General features: G+C 42.0%; 14 protein-coding genes and 1 tRNA gene. 6 read left to right on the top strand and 9 right to left on the bottom strand.

From position 1 onward, the window contains the following. Nucleotides 1–77: 77 nt before the first annotated feature. Together BQ7997_RS07940 and BQ7997_RS07935 are read right to left on the bottom strand one after the other, a co-directional pair. Entirely contained in the window at nucleotides 78–1,298 is a 1,221-nt protein-coding gene (locus tag BQ7997_RS07940) for a site-specific integrase (RefSeq protein ID WP_073346454.1), read from the bottom strand. 114 nt (nucleotides 1,299–1,412) lie between these two features. Further along, nucleotides 1,413–1,488 (bottom strand) — tRNA-Gly (locus BQ7997_RS07935). Nucleotides 1,489–1,701: 213 nt separating this feature from the next. Here BQ7997_RS07935 and BQ7997_RS07930 point away from each other — a divergent pair. The 5 genes from BQ7997_RS07930 to BQ7997_RS07910 all read left to right on the top strand — a co-directional run bounded on the left by BQ7997_RS07930 (nucleotide 1,702) and on the right by BQ7997_RS07910 (nucleotide 10,710). After that, the gene (locus BQ7997_RS07930) at nucleotides 1,702–3,114 is read left to right on the top strand and encodes a TolC family protein (protein ID WP_044655780.1); all 1,413 of its coding nucleotides are present in this window, start codon (nucleotides 1,702–1,704) and stop codon (nucleotides 3,112–3,114) included. Nucleotides 3,115–3,120: 6 nt separating this feature from the next. Next, nucleotides 3,121–4,107 carry an HlyD family secretion protein gene (locus tag BQ7997_RS07925; RefSeq protein ID WP_044655781.1) on the top strand — a complete coding sequence of 329 codons (987 nt, stop codon included), beginning with the start codon at nucleotides 3,121–3,123 and terminating at the stop codon, nucleotides 4,105–4,107. A gap of 25 nt (nucleotides 4,108–4,132) precedes the next feature. Further along, a complete protein-coding gene (locus BQ7997_RS07920; RefSeq protein ID WP_073345274.1) occupies nucleotides 4,133–5,317 on the top strand; it encodes an ABC transporter permease in 1,185 nt (394 codons plus the stop codon). Continuing rightward, nucleotides 5,301–6,482, top strand: coding sequence for an ABC transporter permease (locus tag BQ7997_RS07915; RefSeq protein ID WP_073345272.1), 1,182 nt, complete (start codon nucleotides 5,301–5,303; stop codon nucleotides 6,480–6,482). Before BQ7997_RS07920 ends, BQ7997_RS07915 begins: the two co-directional genes overlap by 17 nt. A gap of 220 nt (nucleotides 6,483–6,702) precedes the next feature. Next, nucleotides 6,703–10,710, top strand: a complete 4,008-nt coding sequence (locus tag BQ7997_RS07910; RefSeq protein ID WP_073345269.1) for a hybrid sensor histidine kinase/response regulator transcription factor — start codon at nucleotides 6,703–6,705, stop codon at nucleotides 10,708–10,710. Between the two features lie 180 nt (nucleotides 10,711–10,890). On the opposite strand, the gene BQ7997_RS07905 is transcribed toward BQ7997_RS07910, so the two are convergent. From BQ7997_RS07905 to BQ7997_RS07880, 6 genes are all read right to left on the bottom strand, one after another. Beyond that, the gene (locus BQ7997_RS07905; RefSeq protein WP_073346451.1) at nucleotides 10,891–11,403 is read right to left on the bottom strand and encodes an ECF transporter S component; all 513 of its coding nucleotides are present in this window, start codon (nucleotides 11,401–11,403) and stop codon (nucleotides 10,891–10,893) included. 14 nt (nucleotides 11,404–11,417) lie between these two features. Beyond that, nucleotides 11,418–13,307 (bottom strand): TonB-dependent receptor plug domain-containing protein, encoded by a 1,890-nt coding sequence (locus BQ7997_RS07900; RefSeq protein WP_073345267.1) that lies wholly within the window; start codon nucleotides 13,305–13,307, stop codon nucleotides 11,418–11,420. 29 nt (nucleotides 13,308–13,336) lie between these two features. Beyond that, nucleotides 13,337–13,756, bottom strand: coding sequence for a DUF1893 domain-containing protein (locus tag BQ7997_RS07895; RefSeq protein ID WP_022138274.1), 420 nt, complete (start codon nucleotides 13,754–13,756; stop codon nucleotides 13,337–13,339). Then, nucleotides 13,756–15,159, bottom strand: coding sequence for an aldo/keto reductase (locus tag BQ7997_RS07890; RefSeq protein ID WP_044653779.1), 1,404 nt, complete (start codon nucleotides 15,157–15,159; stop codon nucleotides 13,756–13,758). The genes BQ7997_RS07895 and BQ7997_RS07890 overlap by 1 nt, the downstream gene beginning before the upstream one ends. A 23-nt stretch (nucleotides 15,160–15,182) precedes the next feature. Beyond that, nucleotides 15,183–16,691, bottom strand: coding sequence for a 4Fe-4S binding protein (locus tag BQ7997_RS07885; protein WP_073346449.1), 1,509 nt, complete (start codon nucleotides 16,689–16,691; stop codon nucleotides 15,183–15,185). A gap of 69 nt (nucleotides 16,692–16,760) precedes the next feature. Further along, on the bottom strand, nucleotides 16,761–17,855 hold the full coding sequence (locus BQ7997_RS07880) for an MBL fold metallo-hydrolase (RefSeq protein WP_022138277.1): 1,095 nt from the start codon (nucleotides 17,853–17,855) through the stop codon (nucleotides 16,761–16,763). Nucleotides 17,856–18,077: 222 nt separating this feature from the next. On the opposite strand from BQ7997_RS07880, the gene BQ7997_RS07875 reads away from it, so the two are divergent. Beyond that, a complete protein-coding gene (locus tag BQ7997_RS07875) occupies nucleotides 18,078–18,953 on the top strand; it encodes an arginase family protein (protein ID WP_073345264.1) in 876 nt (291 codons plus the stop codon). Between the two features lie 18 nt (nucleotides 18,954–18,971). On the opposite strand, the gene BQ7997_RS07870 is transcribed toward BQ7997_RS07875, so the two are convergent. After that, nucleotides 18,972–19,226 carry a DUF3098 domain-containing protein gene (locus tag BQ7997_RS07870; protein ID WP_073345261.1) on the bottom strand — a complete coding sequence of 85 codons (255 nt, stop codon included), beginning with the start codon at nucleotides 19,224–19,226 and terminating at the stop codon, nucleotides 18,972–18,974. Nucleotides 19,227–19,237: the final 11 nt, after the last annotated feature.

Raw genomic sequence — 19,237 nt, 5'->3', positions numbered from 1 at the left:
CTTCATAATGTTGGCGCTGTAAAGTTAACAAGAATAATCCCACCTGCAATAATTACAAGTGGGATTAATTGAATGTACTATAATAAGTTCTTCATTGCATCATCTATCTGTTCGTTATCGAAACTATCAAGGTATACTTGTGTTGTTGCTAAATCAGAATGTCCTAGCGCTTCACTTATTAATGCAATATTTACTCCTGATTTCTTCAATACAGTCGCAAACGAGTGACGAGCTACATAAGTAGTTAAGTTAATATCAAGTCCTGATTGTGTAGCTATTAATTTAAGATTACTGTTAACCTTACTTAATATCTTATGGATTCTATTCTGTTTCTGCAATGCTGTCTTATGTACTTCTACATTTAGAATGGGAAATAAATATCCATGACTATTAGGGGCATACCGTTCAATAATTCTTAAAGCTGCATCAGATAATCCCAACTTAATAAGTTTACCTGTCTTCTGCCGTATATAATGTAACCTCTTGCCGTCAACAATGTTCTTACTTGTTAAATTGGCAATATCAGTAAAATTGATTCCACCACATAAATAACTAAACATGAATATATCCTTACTTAATTGTACGTATTGTCGCTTACCAACAGAAGATATATCGGCTGTCAGCTTCATTATATCAGCTTTGGCTATAGCCCTCTTCTCTGTGCTGACATCAAATTTACCAATCTTGTATTCATTGAAAGGATAGTCTGATTTACGTGCATATTTATTCTCAATAGCCTTATTATATGTACTACGTAAAGTACGTAACATCAAACTCATAGTTGTCTCTTTGTTACCTTTAGAACGTAACCATTTCTCATAATTACAAAGCCATGAAGGGTTAATTGCGCTGAATGGAATATCTAAATTACCTTTAGTGAAGGTATAAAGAGAATTATATGAAGATTTATAAATGAGTCTATTGCCACATTTACTCTCATCTGCATATTGTTTTATTAAATCCTGATAGAACTCACCAACTGTCTTATGTTTAACTGTCTTATCTGTATCATTGAGAAGAAGCATATTGGCGGTATACTCCCTGTCATCTGATTTTAATTCTAACATTCGTTGCTGAAGTTCTGCCTGCTTATTGAGGATTATCTTCTGAATGTATTCTCTATTTGGGCAACTAGGTTTAAGCCTATTTCTAGTAAAGTCCCAATACTTAACAGGAATAGAAATTCCCAAACTCTGATACTTCTTCTTACCATCCTTACAGATACGTAACATTAATGGTACTTCTCCATTTGCAAGCGTCTTCCACTTACAACATACGACGTTAATGGTTGCATTCATGACAAATTTTGGTTGAACTCTTGGTTGAACTTTAGTCAGTTCAACCACCGTTTAACGTCTTATTCTATAAACAAAAATCAGGTAGCCATCCTAAGATAACTACCTGATTATCAGTGGAGCGGTAAACGAGGCTCGAACTCGCGACCCCCAGCTTGGGAAGCTAGTGCTCTACCAACTGAGCTATTACCGCATTGTTACGTTTCTCTGCAAAAAGCTTTCTGAAACGGTGATGCAAAGGTAAACATAATTTTTATATCTCAAATAAAATCTTTGAAATTTTAATGCAGGAAAAAGTATCTTTCATATTTGTTTTGCTGATGAAATAATCTCTGTGCCTTGTGAAATGAACAAACCTGTCTTTTTATCTGTTAGAATAGCTCAAAATAGATATAACCTAACCAGTATGAAAAAAAATAAGTTACTTTTTGTACTATTGACTTTGTGTTTTTCCATTATTCGGGTAGATGCACAGACACCATTAAGTTTCGAAGAATCGTTGCGTCTTCTTAATCAGGGAAATCAGAGCCTGAAGATTGCTGACAAAGAAATTGAGATAGCCAAGGCAGAACGTGACAAACTGAATGCTTTTTGGTATCCCAGTCTTCAGTCTACGGGAGCATTTGTACATATGTCCGAGAAGATTGAAGTAAAACAACCGTTATCGCAGTTTACAGACCCGGCTAAAGACTTTGTACATTCCATTATCCCGGATGACCAAATTATTTCATCCATATTGGATAAGATAGGAGCAAATACGCTTGTTTTTCCTTTGACCCCGAGAAACCTGACTACTGTCGATTTATCTGCGGAATGGGTGCTGTTTTCCGGTGGTAAGCGTTTTCGTGCTACTAATATAGGTCGGACAATGGTAGACCTGGCTCGGGAAAACCGGGCACAAGTATCCGCCGGGCAACAGAATTTATTGGCCGAGAGCTATTATGGATTACGATTGGCGCAACAAATCGTGACTGTTCGCGAAGAAACCTACAACGGACTGAAGAAGCATTATGAGAATGCCTTGAAACTTGAAGCAGCCGGAATGATTGACAAGGCAGGACGACTTTTTGCGCAAGTGAATATGGATGAAGCAAAGCGCGCGTTGGAAGCCGCACGTAAGGAAGAAACCGTAGTGCAAAGCGCACTCAAAGTTTTATTGAATAAAAAGGATACTGATGAGAATATCATTCCCACCTCTCCCCTTTTCATGAATGATACCATCCCGCCCAAGATGCTTTTTGACCTCTCCGTGAATAGTGGAAACTATGTGCTCAACCAACTGCAATTGCAGCAGCATATTGCCAAACAAGAGGTGCGGATTGCTCAAAGCGGTTATCTGCCGAATATAGCTCTTTTCGGAAAACAAACCCTATATTCGCATGGCATTCAGAGCAATCTATTGCCACGTACCATGATAGGAATTGGCTTTACGTGGAATCTCTTTGACGGGTTAGACCGTGAGAAGAAAGTACGGCAGTCCAAACTGACAGAGCAGACGTTGGCCTTGGGACAGATGAAAGCCCGCGACGAGCTTGCTGTCGGAGTGGACAAGCTTTATACGCAACTACAAAAAGCGCAGGACAATGTAAAAGCCCTGAACGCTACGATTGCTTTAAGCGAAGAGCTTGTACGGATTCGGAAGAAATCTTTCACAGAAGGGATGGCGACCTCTACCGAAGTTATTGATGCTGAAACCATGCTTGCTAATGTAAAAGTGGCTCGCCTGGCAGCATATTATGAATATGATGTGGCACTGATGAATTTACTTTCACTTTGTGGCACACCGGAACAATTTGCAAACTATCAACCTAAACCGTAACAAACAATGAAACTAGCCAGTAGAACCCTATCATGGGCTTTTGTGATTATAATGTTGGCTGTGGGTATCTTCACAGCCCTTGGAATCATATTGATGCATAAACAACCGATGGTGCTTCAAGGACAAGCAGAAGCAACAGAAATCCGTATCAGCGGAAAACTTCCCGGACGGATAGATACATTTTTCGTTCAGGAAGGTGACTGGGTGCGCCAAGGCGATACACTTGTCGTCATCAATAGCCCTGAGGTGCATGCCAAATATCAGCAAGTGAATGCTTTGGAACAGGTTGCCGTGCAACAAAACAAGAAAATAGATGCAGGAACCCGCCGTCAGATTGTAGCTACCGCATTGCAACTATGGAACAAAACAAAAAGTGACCTCGGTCTCGCTGAAACGACTTATAACCGTATTCTTACCTTATATAAAGATAGCGTGGTCACTTCGCAGAGAAAAGATGAAGTGGAAGCGATGTACAAAGCGGCTGTCGCTGCCGAGCGTGCAGCCTATGAACAATACCAGATGGCTGTAGACGGCGCACAGCAGGAAGATAAAGCGTCTGCCGCCAGTATGGTAGATGCCGCCCGAAGTACAGTAGACGAAGTCTCCGCTTTATTGGTCGATGCCCGGCTGACAGCCCCCGAAGACGGGCAAATAGCGACCATCTTTCCAAAACGCGGAGAGTTAGTCGCTCCGGGAACTCCAATTATGAATCTGGTAGTGATGGATGATGTACATGTCGTGCTCAATGTGCGCGAAGACCTGATGCCACAATTCAGGATGGGAGAAACATTTGTCGCAGACGTACCTGCCATCGGCAAAAAGAATATTGAATTTAAAATCTATTATATTAGTCCACTGGGCAGCTTTGCTACTTGGAAGTCGACAAAACAGACCGGAAGCTATGACTTGCGTACTTTCGAGATTCACGCCCGTCCCACTCAAAAGGTGGACGATTTGCGCCCCGGTATGTCTGTGTTATTGACACTTGATTAATGAATGTAGCAAAATCAATCATAGAATGGATTCATCACACAGATATTCACCTTTTCGTTCCGTACTGCTCAGGGAGTGGCGGCGAATGACTTCACGGCGTCTTTATTTCGGTGTCTGTATCATTTTGCCGTTGTTTACCCTCTTCTTTATGGCTACAATCTTCGGCAACGGGCAGATGGAGAATATTCCTGTCGGCATTGTCGATCAGGATAATACCGCCACTTCCCGGGCTATCGCCCGGAATATCTCTGCCGTGCCTACTTTTAAAGTGACGAAGCATTATATAAATGAAGCGGCTGCCCGCGAAGCCGTGCAAAGGAAAGAAATATACGGCTATCTTTCCATTCCCCCGAAATTTGAGCAGGATGCCACCACCGGAAAAAATGCTACCCTCTCCTACTATTATCATTACGCTTTGCTATCGGTAGGCGGTGAGCTGATGGCAGCTTTTGAAACATCATTGGTCCCCGTGTCCCTTTCGCCTATTGTGATGGAAGCCGTATCTTTGGGAGTGGAACAACAGCAGATTACCACATTCCTACTGCCTGTACAAGCCAGCAATCATCCGATATACAATCCCAGCCTGGATTATTCGGTTTATCTGAGCCAGCCTTTTTTCTTTGTCCTGTTTCAGGTCTTGATTCTGCTGACTACCGTATATGCAGCCGGCATTGAAATCAAATTCCGCACGGCGGCCGACTGGCTGGCTACCGCCAAGGGCAATATGGTGACCGCCATTTTGGGTAAATTGCTCCCCTATACCATTATATATATACTGATAGGATGGTTTGCCAATTATGTCATGTTCGGTATCCTGCACATTCCTTTTCAAGGGAGTTGGTGGTTTATGAATATGATAACTGCGCTCTTTGTTGTCGCGACGCAGGCGCTCGGGTTATTTTTATTTTCCTTGTTTCCGGCGGTATCACTGGTTATCAGCGTCGTTTCCATGGTCGGTTCTTTAGGGGCTACCTTGTCCGGAGTTACTTTTCCGGTTCCCAATATGTATCCGCTGGTGAGAGATGCTTCTTATCTTTTTCCTGTCCGTCATTTTACGGAAATAATGCAAACGATACTTTATGCGGGTGGCGGGTTCGTCCATCTTTGGCAGTCGGCAGTGATACTATGTATTTTCCCGCTGCTGGCCTTGTCGCTGCTTCCCCATTTAAAACGAGCTATAGAAAGTCATAAATATGAAAACATTAAATAGAATCCAGCAATTATCGTTCATTATCCGCCGGGAGTTTCTCGCCATAAGCACTAGTTATGCCGTTCTGTTAGTGCTGATGGGCGGAATCTTCATGTATGGGTTACTCTATAATTATATGTATGCCCCCAATATTGTAACAGATGTGCCTGTTGCCGTAGTGGATAATTCGCATAGTGAACTAAGCCGTAATTTCATCCGTTGGCTGGATGCCACCCCGCAGGCGGAAATATACAATCAGGCAATAGATTATCACGAAGCCAAAGAATGGATGAAAGAGGGTAAGGTGCAAGGAATAGTCTATCTGCCCCATGATTTTGAAGAACGGGTATTTCGTGGGGAAGAATCCGTATTCTCCCTATATGCGACGACCGACGCGTTTTTGTATTTTGAAGCATTGCAAGGAGCCTCTTCGCGTGTCATGTTGGCAATTAATGACAAATACCGACCGGATGGAGCAGTGTTTCTTCCACCGCAGGGATTATTGGCGGTAGCTATGGCAAAACCGGTGAACGTAGCAGGGACTGCACTCTATAATTATACGGAAGGATATGGTTCCTATCTGATTCCGGCAGTTATGATGATTATTATTTTCCAGACTTTGCTGATGGTTATCGGCATGGTGACCGGAGACGAACATACCAATCGGGAAATTCGTGCCTATACGCCTTTCGGACAGGGATGGGGAGTCGCAATTCGCATTGTGGCAGGAAAAACGTCCGTATATTGTACTCTGTATGCTGTTTTTTCTTTCTTTTTGCTAGGCTTGCTTCCCTACTTTTTCAGTATCCCTAATATCGGAAACGGATTGTATATTATATTATTGCTGATTCCTTATCTGATGGCAACTTCTTTTCTGGGACTGGCAGCTTCCCGATATTTTACAGATTCAGAAGCTCCGTTACTCATGATTGCCTTTTTTTCAGTCGGATTGATTTTCCTTTCCGGAGTTTCTTATCCGATGGAATTGATGCCTTGGTACTGGAAAGCCGCACATTATATTCTTCCCGCCGCACCGGGCACACTTGCCTTTGTAAAACTGAATTCTATGGGAGCCGATATGGCGGATATAAAACCGGAATACCTAACCCTGTGGATTCAGGTTATCATTTATTTCATATTAAGTGTATGGGTATATAAAAAGAAATTGGATATAAAGCCTGATTGATTAAATTAACCAAACAAACAAAATGCGAATTATGTATATATATGGAAGAATATTTCTCAGATAAGTCAAGTTCTTTAAGTAAATAATCAACTTTGGAAATAAAAAACTTTCCAAATGAAATTTTTTAAAAAGAATATCTCCTGTTTCTTTGTTTCTTTCATTGGTTTTGTATAATTTCGTTGACTGTTATCACTAGAAGTAGTATAAAACAAATACTAACATGAAATACATTATCTATATTCTCTTCTTTTTTCCTGTTTGGGTCACTGCACAAACATACAAATATATAGGGACTGAAGATGGATTGAGCAACCGGAGAATATTCAGTATCCAAAAAGACGATCAGGGATATATGTGGTTTCTTACCGATGAAGGTATGGATCGCTATAACGGTAAGGACATAAAGCATTACAAACTAAATAAGGATGACAGTACGCTTGAAGCTCCCATCCATTTGGGGTGGATATATACCAAGCCTCATATAGGGACATGGGTCATTGGCAAGCAGGGACGGATTTTCCAATATGAATTAAAGTATGACGACTTTAAAATGGTGTACAAGTTGCCGAATAGCCTGGAAACGATTAGTTATGGCTATATGGACAACAATGATAATATATGGTTATGCCGTAAGCATTCCATATTGCTTTATAATGTCGGAGACGCCCGGATAGTCCAATTCCCCAATATACTGCATAGCAATATAACAGCAATAACACAAGTGGACGAGCACCATTTCTTTATAGCGACAGAAACGGGAATCCGATATGCCAGGCTGGAAAACGGTGAACTGGAAATTATTCCTGTTGAAACGCTTGACTATTTTCATGCGCAAGTGAACGAACTGTATTACCATCAAGCATTAAAAAGATTGTTTATCGGTTCATTTGAGAGAGGAATGTTCGTATATGATATGAATAGCCGGGAAATAATAAAACCCGAAGCCGATCTAAGTGATGTAAATATAACTTGTATCTTTCCATTGGACGAGTCGCAGCTATTAATATCGACAGAAGGAATGGGGGTATATAAGATCGACATAAACACTTGTAAGCTGGAACATTACATTGTGGCAAACTATCAAAGTTATAATGAAATGAATGGTAATAATATCAATGATATCTTTGTTGATGAAGAAGAGCGGATATGGCTTGCCAATTACCCGACCGGCATTACGATAATAGATTATCGATATGAAAATTACCATTGGTTGAAGCATGCCATGGGGAATAAACAGTCATTAATCAATGATCAGGTACATGCCGTGATTGAAGACAGTGAGGGCGATTTATGGTTTGGCACCAGTAACGGCATCAGTCTTTATAATTCAACAACAGGGCAGTGGCATTCATTCCTGAGCTCTTTTAACGAACAATTGAAAGATAAAAATCATATCTTTATTACTTTGTGCGAAGTATCTCCCGGCATTATCTGGGCAGGTGGCTACACTTCGGGTATTTATAAAATAAACAAGCATACATTATCTGTCGAATACTTCTCCCCTTACCTGCTCACTTCTATCAATATGCGTCCGGACAAATATATTCGTGATATGATAAAGGACTCGAAAGGTAACATATGGTCGGGCGGATATTATAACTTGAAATGTTTTGATCTGGAAACCAAAAAGGTGCGTTTGTATCCCGGAGTGAGTTCTATCACTTCTATTGTGGAGCATGACAAGGAACATATGTGGATTGGCACGGCTACCGGATTGTATTTGTTGAATAGAAATTCCGGCCAATACCAGTATATTGAAGCAGAGATGGGAGCGGCTTATATCAATTCGCTTTATCAGGCTGACAACGGCTCGTTATATATAGGAACAAATGGCTCAGGAGTGTTTGTGTACAATATACAGAACCATACTCTTGAACACTACTATACGGATAATTCGGCATTAGTCTCCAACCGGATATTCACGATATTGCCGGAAGTGGACGGACGTATCATGATGAGTACGGAGAATGGGGTCACATGTTTCTTCACCAAAGAAAAGAACTTTCATAACTGGACTAGAGGAGAAGGATTACTACCTGCTTATTTTAATGCCTCTTCGGGTACATTACGCAAAAATAGAAGTTTTGTTTTCGGTAGTACGGACGGGGTTATCGAAATTCCTGAAAATGCCAGGTTCCCCCGTTATAAGTTTTCAAAGATGATATTCAGCGACTTTCATATTTCTTATCTACCTGTCTATCCGGATAGTGAGGACTCCCCTTTGCAGGAATGTATAAACGACACAGAAGTGTTGAAGTTGAAATATAATCAAAATACTTTCTCCCTCAATGTTTCCACTGTCAATTACGATTCTCCGGGAAATGCGCTTTATTCCTGGAAGTTAGAAGGATTCTATGAGAAATGGACACAGCCGGGAACAACAAATCTGATTCGTTTCACCAATCTGCCGCCAGGAAAATATACGCTTCGTGTGCGTGCCGTATCCAGAGAGGAACATGATGTTGTCTTTGAGGAGCGTGCGATGAAGATCATTATCACGCAGCCTTTCTGGTCTAGTTGGTGGGCTATCTTGTGCTATGTCTTGTTTATAATATGGGGAATCTCTTTCATTATACGTACGATGAACCTGAGAAAACAAAAGAAAATATCAGATGAAAAAACGCAATTTTTTATCAATACAGCCCATGACATACGTACTCCGCTGACTTTGATAAAGGCGCCTTTGGAAGAATTGCTCGAAGAGGAGACTCTTACAGAGGTTGGGGTAACCCGTACAAAGACTGCGTTGAGGAATGTAGATTCTCTTTTGAGACTGACTAGTAACCTTATTAATTTTGAACGTGCTGACGTATATTCTTCCGAGTTGTATATATCCGAATATGAGCTGAATACTTATATGAAAGAGGTGTGTGCCGCATTTACCAATTATGCCAGTATCAAACATATAGACTTTACTTACGAAAGCACTTTCAGTTATATGAATGTATGGTTCGATAAAGAAAAGATGGATTCTATTCTGAAAAATATAATATCGAACTCGTTAAAATATACGCCGGAAAACGGAAAAGTCAGTGTCTTTGTCTCTGATACGAATGACTCATGGAAAGTGGTGATAAGTGACACCGGCATCGGGATTCCTTCTGCTGAACAAAATAAGTTGTTCAAATTGCATTTTCGTGCCAGCAATGCCATTAACTCCAAAGTTACGGGTAGTGGCATAGGGTTGATGCTGGTGAATAGGTTGGTTCGTCTTCATAATGGAAAAATCAATATAGAAAGTACCGAATATCAGGGGACTACTGTCAAGATTGTTTTTCAGAAAGACAATAGGGCTCTTCAGAAGCCGAATCAGAAACCCGCCCCTGAACCTGCATTGGAAACACCGGAACTGACTGCTCCGGCCACGTTCAAAAGTATCGCCAATGCAGCCAATAATGCGGATTTACAGCGTATCCTTGTTGTAGAGGATAATGATGAGTTACGTTCCTACCTGGTTAATTTACTTTCTCCTTTGTATAATGTACAGACTTGTGCCAATGGTAAGGAAGCACTGATTATAATAAAAGAATTTTGGCCGGAACTTGTCCTTACTGATGTGATGATGCCCGAAATGCGAGGTGATGAGCTATGTGTTGCTATAAAGAATGATATTGAGACTTCACATATTCCAGTATTGCTGCTTACGGCATTGGGAGAAGAAAAAGATATTCTTGAAGGACTGTCGATTGGGGCGGACGAATATATAATCAAGCCTTTCAATGTGACAATATTGAGAGAGAGCATCAAGAATCTATTGACCAACCGGGCATTGCTACGTAGCAGATACGCGAGCTTGGAAACGGATATGCAGTCAATGGTTCCATCAGCTAAAGGAACAAATAGCCTTGACTGGAAATTCATATCGGATGTAAAGAAACATATTATGGATAATATTGACAATACAGAACTCAGTGTGGTTATGCTCTGTGAACTGCAATGCATGGGGCGTACAAGTTTATATAACAAGCTGAAAACATTAACCGGATATACCCCAAATGGTTTTATTCAACTTACTCGTGTGAAACGCGCTGCAGTGCTCTTAAAAGAAGGACAGCATAATATCAATGAAATTTCTGACATGACCGGATTCTCCGATAGCAAATATTTCCGGGAAGTATTTAAGAAACACTATAAGATGAGTCCGAGCCAATATGCAAAATGTGGGGGAAACATCTCTCCTGTTACTTTGGAAGAGGATGAAGACGAAACGGATGACGCAAACGAATAATATTTTTTTCAAGCTTGTGATATGACAATATCAAATATATATGAATAATGTAACGATATAGGAAATGATACTTTCACTAAGTGATTAAATGGAAGCATATAAATTCAAAAAGAGTCTGGCATCAACCGATACCAGACTCTTTTTACCTAATCAGACTTATATTGAACTGACGTTATATTGTTATTTGCGAATCAGGTATTTAATGAATAAATAGCCACCGAATACTTGCAGGCACATTCCGGGAATACCGATACGGAAATCCTGAACAGCTTTATAGAAGTTGCCGATGTAAGCCCATTCTCCTAATGTCCCTATAGATTGGTATGTAAGTACTACACCTGCCAGAAGAAGGATGGAGATATGTCCAGAACGTTGTGCAGTCCATCCGGCAGTAACAGCCAGTAATACGGATTTCAATAGGATGGCAGGTAGTGCGGACGGCATTGGCATTCCAAAGAGTACAGAGTTTATAACAGGCGAAAGGATAGAGGTCAGCAGTCCTACTTTCCAACCATATTTATACGCACCGATCAGCGTAAAGAAATAGATTGGCAGCCAGGTTATTCCTCCTTGTGGGATGAGATGAAAGAGTTTGGGAAAAAGCATATTGCCAATGACAAATAACGAGGCTGCCAAATAGGTATTTACATTGTTGTAGTTCAGCGAATAGAGTTTTACAGTAGTTGATTCCATATTCATTTTATTATTTAAAAGTTCAAATTAATACCACCCATAAATGTAGCTTTCGGCATAGGATAGCCGGCATTTATCTCATAACGTTGCGCAAGCAGGTTCTCCCCTTTCACAAAGAGACTGGCGAAACGGTATACACGATAATTCCCCCGAAGATTCCATAAAACAAAATCTTCTTGTTGTTCACGCCCTTTGGTGACAGAGGTATAAAGCCCTTTTACATATTGCAATCCGGTCGATACGCTCCAACGCCCCGAAGAATAATCGACTCCCGCATACAGTTTATGTTCGGGAGCGGCAAGAACCGGATTCTCCATATGCAGCCAACTATAATTGGCATTGATATTCCAATGCGAATTAATGTGATAATTGATATTGGCTTCGACACCCCAGTTCTCGATTTCCCCGGAATTGATATTCAATGGCGGAACCAGTCCGTTTGACATTATTATATTATCACCATTGATATAGTAAAGATTCACTCCATAGGATAATGCCCCGTCCAGTAAACGCTGCGAATAGGAAAGTTCATAACTCATCAGTTTTTCCGGTTGCAGTTCAGGGTTGGCAGGGGCGAACATATACATTTCACGAATCGTCGGGTTACGGTATCCTTTGCTGACCATTGCTTTGAGTTCCGCGCTTTTCGGCAGATGAAATGCTAATCCTCCTTGTGGTATCCATTCTGTGCCTACATGAGAATGGTGGTCTACACGGATACCAGCATCCAATGAAAACCAATTGTTTATGTCCTGACGGAAATCAACATATCCTGCAAATTCATCCAGTTGTTTGTCAACTCCCGGCTTACGTTTGCCCGTAGCTACCACTTTATTCCACGATTCACCACCGAAATGCTGATAATCAAACCCTGCCGTAATACGATTGCCGGCAAAGAAAGTCGCACTCTGATACCACGATACGCCCAGCATCTTGTCTTTAGAATTGAAATGCGCTGTCTGCGGTTCTTTTCCCGACTGATAACCATCGTTTATCTTGTGCCGTCCCCAGTTATAGAAAAAGCTCAATGCTCCCGATGTATTGTTATAATGATTTTCCAATGCGAATGAAGTCATTCCACGAGTGATACGCGAATCATTATCGATAAGTGGAACCTGAATTGTTCCGGGGTTGGAAGCATTGAAATGGGTGACGTTGACATCTCCCGCTAGTTTCCAAAAAGAGCTTATCTCATAACCCAGTTTTGCATATCCGCCGTATTGTTCGAATTCCATATCAGGACGATGCCCGTCCGTCCGGTTGTAAGAACCGGTTACGATGCTGCTGAAACGTCCCTTTTTCACACGGTTGGAAAACTCGGTCTGCAATGTATTATATGAACCATATCCTACTTGCATATTGGTATTTATCCCCTCTTCCTCTTGCTTGCGGGTGACGATATTGATAACTCCTCCCATAGCATTTGAACCGTAAAGCACGGATGCAGGGCCGCGCAAAACCTCTACCCTTTCCGTCATCATGGATTGGTAAGCATCTGCTATCGGATGCCCCATCAGTCCCATATACTGCGGGTGACCGTCTATTAAAACTAACAATCCTGCCGTGGGACTGCCACCGACACCCCGCAGGCTCATACCTCCCGCCGCTCCGGTGGAGACGCCATATCCCATGATACCGCGACTGGTAGTGAACAATCCCGGAACCTGTTCCGTCAGCAACGGTAAAAGAGAGGGTTCGTACCTTTTCTCAATCTGTTGTCGCCCTACTACGGAGATAGTCATCGGAAGATGGCGTACATCCGTCTCATTCCGTGTTCCCGTGACTACTACCTCGTCAATGACGTAGTTTCTTCGGAACTGTGTACTGTCTTTTTTATTCTGTGCCACTCCCGGAACAGAAAGCAGACCGGCGAGCAGAAACAGACAAGTTGTATCTTTTCTCATATTTTATTCCGTGTATCTGATTCTTTCTTTTACTTCTTGCTTCTGACTTTCTCAAGAAAGTCACGAATCATCGGTAAAATAGCTTCAGCAGATTCTTCTTCACTACACATCGTTTCTACAGGACACCATCCCGTACGGTCGCGATTCCAGATAAAAGGTACTTCCTGCCCGAAACCGACTTTTACATCCGATGTCCGAAACAAGTCCATAGCTTTAGAACTGATAATATCTGTGTACAGCTCTTTTATACCACCTGAAATCATCAGGGCTGCCGCCCCTTTCCCGACAACCTTATCGGCAATCAAAGCTCCTTTCAGGAAATCCGGTTCCTGAGTCAGCAAATCATATAAGTCAGCCACCCCGCGTTGGGTAAAAGTACGTACCTTTCCTTCGTTGGCAATCACGCAGGAATATTCTCCGCTATGTAATAAATTGATTAATTCTTCCATTATAAAGTTCCTTGTTTCAGTTGTTCGACAAATTGGTCTATCCTATGCAACTCTTTGGGTATATCTATGTTTTGCGGACAATGCGCCACACACTGGTTGCATCCGATACAATGGCTTGCCTGACGAAGTTTCGGCACGCTGCGGTCATAACCGACGAGGAATGCGCGACGGGCTTTGGCATAGTTTTCATCCTGTCCGTTCTTGGGCACATTCCCTTCGTTGACGCAACGGTTATAATGCAGGAGAACAGCCGGAATATCCAGTCCGTACGGGCAAGGCATACAATACTTGCAGTCATTGCAGGGAATGGTAGGATATTTCAGCATCAACTGTGCCGTTTCTTCGAGGAAGTCCATTTCTTCATCCGTCAACGGTTCCAAGGGAGAATAAGTACGGAGATTATCCTGCAGATGTTCCATATAAGTCATGCCGCTTAATACAGTCAGTATATCCGGGAATGAGCCGGCAAAACGGAACGCCCATGAAGCGACACTGTTTTCGGGACGGCGTTGCTTGAGACGTGCCACCAAGTTGTCATTCAACTTAGACAAACGCCCACCCAGAAGCGGTTCCATAATAATAGACGGAATCCCTCTCTTGTGCAGTTCGCCATACAGATATTCGGCGTCGGTATTTCGGGCGTTAGTTGCTTTCGCATGCTTCCAGTCTACATAATTGAGCTGTATCTGCACGAAGTCCCATTTAATTTCATCATGCCGTGAAAGCAGATAATCATATACTTCAATATCTCCATGATAAGAGAATCCGAGATTACGGATACGCCCTGCTTCGCGTTCCTTTATCAGGAAATCGAGTATGCCGTTATCCAGATACCGTCCTTTGAGGGCATCCATCCCGCCCATGCCAATGCCGTGAAGCAACATATAGTCGATGTAGTCAACCTGAAGTTCGGCGAATGACTTGTGATACATTTTAAGTGATGCTTCACGCGACCATGTGTCCGGAGAAAAGTTGGACAGTTTGGTAGCGATAAAATATTTATCTCGGGGATGGCGGCTCAACGCAATACCCGTTGCTCTCTCGGAAAAACCTTGTACATAAGCCGGAGATGTATCGAAATAATTCACTCCATGGGCAATCGCATAATCGACCAATCCGTTAACGGCATCCTGGTCAATGACTTCTCCGTTACCGTCCGGAGCGGGTTTGAGCGGCCAGCGCATACAACCATATCCCAAAAGTGAAACACGGTCACCGGTAGTTGGAGATGTCCGGTAAGTCATTTTATCAGTCGGTATCTCCCCTTCTCCCGTGGCACTGCCCGAAGCGGAGTTGTTTTTTGAAGAACATCCGTATAGTAAACCTGTCGACGTGGCAGCACTGATACCTACAATCTTAATGAAATCTCTTCTATTTATATCTTTTTTCTTTTTTTCTTCCATACTACTTATACTGATTTATTAAATCAAATAATTCTGTGCATTTGATGTCCTGTCACGTAGATAGCACTGAACGGACGAGAAGGACAAAGATTCTCACAAGCTCCGCAGCCGATACACTTCTCTACGTTCACTACCGGAATCTTTGGAGAATCCGACTTTTCAGAATCGGACGCCACCATCTGAATAGCTCCAGTAGGACAATGGCGAGCACAGTTGCCACACTCCATACCATCGGTCAATGGCACACAATTCTCCTTTATCCATACAGCGTGGCCGATTTGAATAGCTGATTTTTCAGCCAAACTGGTCAAGTGAATGGCATCTGTCGGGCATACTTCCGCACATTTCGCACATTCTGGACGACAATATCCACGCTCATATGACATTTCGGGTTGCATCAAGGTCATCAGATTATCAGAAGGACGCAACACTTGGTTGGGGCATACGGAAACACACAATTGGCAGGCAGTGCAATGCTGCGCAAAATTACGGGCACTTAATGCCCCCGGCGGATAAATAGGATTCTCCCGACTGGGAATCTTCTTGTCTTCAATAGCAGCCAATCCCCCATCCACTTTCTTTTCCTGGGCTTTCAATACGGAAGTCGTAGCAAAGATTGCCGATGCTGAAAGAAAACTACGCCGGGCGTTATCTACCTGTTCCGCAGTAACAGAGTGCGCTTTGACTGTTTCTGCCACAGACGTATCTTTTGTAGCAGTCCGTCTCGTGTACTTGATAGCTCCACGTTTACACTTATCCAGGCAATCCATACAAGCTACACACCGGCTGTAATCAATCTCATGTTTTTTTGAATGAATACATGACGCCTTGCAGTTGCGGGCACATAAGCCACAGCCATTACATTTGGAAGCATCAATCACAGGTTTGAATATCGCATACTTGGAAATGAATCCCAATACAGTACCCACCGGACATATCGTATTACAATACGTACGCCCGTTGCGCCACGCTAAAACGCCGAGAACTATAAAGGTAACCACAGCGATAAGAAGCGTTGAAAGACTTTTCATCCAAACATCCACCTCGTAAAAGGCATAACTGTCCATTCGCTCGGCAAAATATGCTAACAGGTTATTTCCCCATTGCCATACCGGTGCAAAGAGACTGGAAGCTATCCGGCCATACGCACTATAAGGTGCTATCAGAATAGCCAGGAAATTCAACCCTGCAACCATCATAATAATGAATACTCCTAAAACACCATATCGCAACCATTTCATTGCAGGTGAATAGCGAAAGCGGTTCTTCTTTTGCTTGCCTGATACCCAGGAGATAATATCCTGAAATACCCCCAACGGACAAATAACCGAGCAGTACACACGCCCGAAAAGGAAAGTAAGCACAACAAGAAACAATACGACACCTATATTCAAGGCTAATAGAGCCGGCAGTAATTGAATTTTCGCCAACCATCCGAACCAGGTGTGCAAGGTACCCGTGAAGTCAAGAAACAACAGGGTAATAAGCGTGAAGCACACGATGGCGGCTGTAAGTCTGATAGTACGTAGCATAAATTTATTAATTTTCAAATTATAGTAGTTATATCTCAATATCCGAAACAATCAAGACAGATGAATCTTTCATTTTTCTAATGGCACGACCTCTCCGATTTCAGGAATCAACACATTCAGAGAGTCCTTATTCTTCATATCTTCCGCATTCTTCAGAGGCTCGTCCCAACGATGTTTGGCCAACGCATATTTAGAATGATGCACGGTCAAAATTTTCTTTGCCTTCAAATCCCTGGCTGTCTGTGCCATATATTGCGGCATCAAATGAATTAAACTCCACTCTTCATTGTATTGCCCATTTTCAAGAATGGCAAGGTCAATGTTAGCGAAACGATTACCGATTTCTTCATAATGAGTATCATATCCCCCATCTCCGCCGATGTAGATTTTCTGTGCAGGAGCTTCCAATAAGAAAGAAGCCCAAAGCGACTGATTGGCGGAAAGTCCGCGACCGGAAAAATGACGGGCAGGCAGACAATAGATTTTAAAACCGTCAGTCAGGTTTGCATCTTCGTTCCAGTCAAGTTCGACAATACGTTCCTTATCGAATCCCCAGTACTCGAAATGCTCGCCGACACCTAACGGGCAAATCACTGTCTCAATCCGGTCTTTTAACTTCTTGACCGTATTATAATCCAAATGATCCCAATGGTCGTGACTGATTATCAGATAATCAATGTCCGGCATATCTTCCGGCTGATAAATATCTGTTCCTTTGAATGGCTTATTGACGAAAGAAACGGGAGAAGCCATGCAAAATACCGGGTCGACCAATACCCGCTTTCCGCCCATCTGAATGAGATAAGAGGAATGCCCGAACCAAACTAACACTTCCTTATCTCTGTCTATCTTCCGTAAGTCAGTCTTTATTGCCTTGACAGGCTGGTCGGGGCGCAGCCCGTCTATCTTTCTGAAAATAAATTCCCAAATACCTTCGAAACGTCCTCTGTCTGAAGTCATTAATTTCGTTTCATGCTGATTCTGAAATGCTCCGTTTCTGTAATTGGGAGATTTCTGAACTCTTTCCAACCGTTCGCCACGGGGCGTCCGGCCAAAACTGGGCTGATTGATAAAAACAAAGACTGACACAGCCAGCAACGCCATTATAGCTAATATACATCCTATGATCATACGTGCTCTAAGTTTCTTGAATATAATACGCATATAATTAAGTAGCTAAATTATTTCACGCAGCAAATATACAGGAATTTAGAAAAGTGAGTAGTATATATATTACAGATTATCATACCATAATTACTGAAACGCGTTATGGACATTAAATTTATTACTATCATGTATTTTTGAAATATTAATGATATTAGAAGTATTTATTCTATTTTTGCAAGAACCGTATAGTGAAAAGAGAAACAAACTAATAATGTGAATATGGAAAAGAAAAGTTCAACTCTCCGTTTTATTTATCCTCAATGGCAAGGGGGAATTGTAGATCATTGGATGTCCGATATTCCGGCTGAAGATTCATCCAGGGGGTATTACCTGGGAGCGCAGTTATTGAATTATCTGGCTCCGCAAACGAATCAAAAGACCGTTGAAGTCCCTGTTTCACTGGATATAAATGACAGAGCCATAGAAAAAGGTATCAGTGCGTGTGGTGTACTATTGAAACAAACTAAAGCAGCACTCGAGCTACTGAAAGAGAATAATCCCGACAGGATTGTTACTTTAGGGGGAGAATGTTCTGTGAGTGTAGTTCCGTTTACATATTTGATTGGTAAATATCCGGACGATGTCGCTATCATTTGGATAGATGCGCATCCCGACATAAACCTGCCATATGATGATTACAAAGGTTATCATGCCATGGCACTCACAGCCTGTATGGGGATGGGTGATGAAGAAATTATGGGCTTACTGCCCGGAAAGGTGGATACTTCCAAAACATTACTCGTCGGACTTCGTTCCTGGGATGAAGGCATGAAGGAAAGACAACAAGAATTGGGTGTAAAAGGATTGTCGCCGAAGGAAGTTGCTAATGACAGCTCAAAAATCATGGAATGGCTAAAAAACACAGGCGTATCAAAAATCGTTATCCATTTTGATATGGATGCGTTGGATCCGGCAGAAATCATCGCTGCCGTGGGCGTTGAACCCGACGGCATGAAGATTAAAGAAGCAGTCCGTGTCATTAATGACATTTCATCTGAGTATGATTTAGTAGGGCTGACCGTTGCCGAACCTATGCCGCGGATAGCAATCAAACTTAGAAATATGCTCAATCAGTTACCTTTATTGAAGGATTAAGTTTTGTTTATTGAAAAATTAAAGTTTGCTTTGATTGGGACGATAAAGTATGCCGAATATATTCAGCAAGTATCCGAGTAAACATAATACGGGTGCTACACTTATACGGGACTTACTGAATATATCGGGATTATAGGCGGCAAGGGTACTCCCCTCGCCGCTCATTACTATATAACCCGCAATAATTAATATGGAACCGACTGTCAGAATGATATAATTTCTTTTGCCAAAGACAGTTTCCGGTTCTTTCTCTTTCATTATTTTCGATTTCATATTCTTTGAGT

This window comes from Bacteroides congonensis, from assembly GCF_900130125.1.
In the GTDB taxonomy this organism is placed as follows: domain Bacteria; phylum Bacteroidota; class Bacteroidia; order Bacteroidales; family Bacteroidaceae; genus Bacteroides; species Bacteroides congonensis.
The sequence above is the reverse complement of the archived record's forward strand: the minus strand, read 5'-3'. Positions and strand labels throughout refer to the sequence as shown.

Excerpts from the sequence above, each read along its gene's own strand:
- BQ7997_RS07940 (WP_073346454.1), bottom strand. The coding sequence starts at position 1,298 with ATGAATGCAACCATTAACGTCGTATGTTGTAAGTGGAAGACGCTTGCA.
- BQ7997_RS07930 (WP_044655780.1), top strand. The coding sequence starts at position 1,702 with ATGAAAAAAAATAAGTTACTTTTTGTACTATTGACTTTGTGTTTTTCC.
- BQ7997_RS07925 (WP_044655781.1), top strand. The coding sequence starts at position 3,121 with ATGAAACTAGCCAGTAGAACCCTATCATGGGCTTTTGTGATTATAATG.
- BQ7997_RS07920 (WP_073345274.1), top strand. The coding sequence starts at position 4,133 with ATGGATTCATCACACAGATATTCACCTTTTCGTTCCGTACTGCTCAGG.
- BQ7997_RS07915 (WP_073345272.1), top strand. The coding sequence starts at position 5,301 with ATGAAAACATTAAATAGAATCCAGCAATTATCGTTCATTATCCGCCGG.
- BQ7997_RS07910 (WP_073345269.1), top strand. The coding sequence starts at position 6,703 with ATGAAATACATTATCTATATTCTCTTCTTTTTTCCTGTTTGGGTCACT.
- BQ7997_RS07905 (WP_073346451.1), bottom strand. The coding sequence starts at position 11,403 with ATGGAATCAACTACTGTAAAACTCTATTCGCTGAACTACAACAATGTA.
- BQ7997_RS07900 (WP_073345267.1), bottom strand. The coding sequence starts at position 13,307 with ATGAGAAAAGATACAACTTGTCTGTTTCTGCTCGCCGGTCTGCTTTCT.
- BQ7997_RS07895 (WP_022138274.1), bottom strand. The coding sequence starts at position 13,756 with ATGGAAGAATTAATCAATTTATTACATAGCGGAGAATATTCCTGCGTG.
- BQ7997_RS07890 (WP_044653779.1), bottom strand. The coding sequence starts at position 15,159 with ATGGAAGAAAAAAAGAAAAAAGATATAAATAGAAGAGATTTCATTAAG.
- BQ7997_RS07885 (WP_073346449.1), bottom strand. The coding sequence starts at position 16,691 with ATGCTACGTACTATCAGACTTACAGCCGCCATCGTGTGCTTCACGCTT.
- BQ7997_RS07880 (WP_022138277.1), bottom strand. The coding sequence starts at position 17,855 with ATGCGTATTATATTCAAGAAACTTAGAGCACGTATGATCATAGGATGT.
- BQ7997_RS07875 (WP_073345264.1), top strand. The coding sequence starts at position 18,078 with ATGGAAAAGAAAAGTTCAACTCTCCGTTTTATTTATCCTCAATGGCAA.
- BQ7997_RS07870 (WP_073345261.1), bottom strand. The coding sequence starts at position 19,226 with ATGAAATCGAAAATAATGAAAGAGAAAGAACCGGAAACTGTCTTTGGC.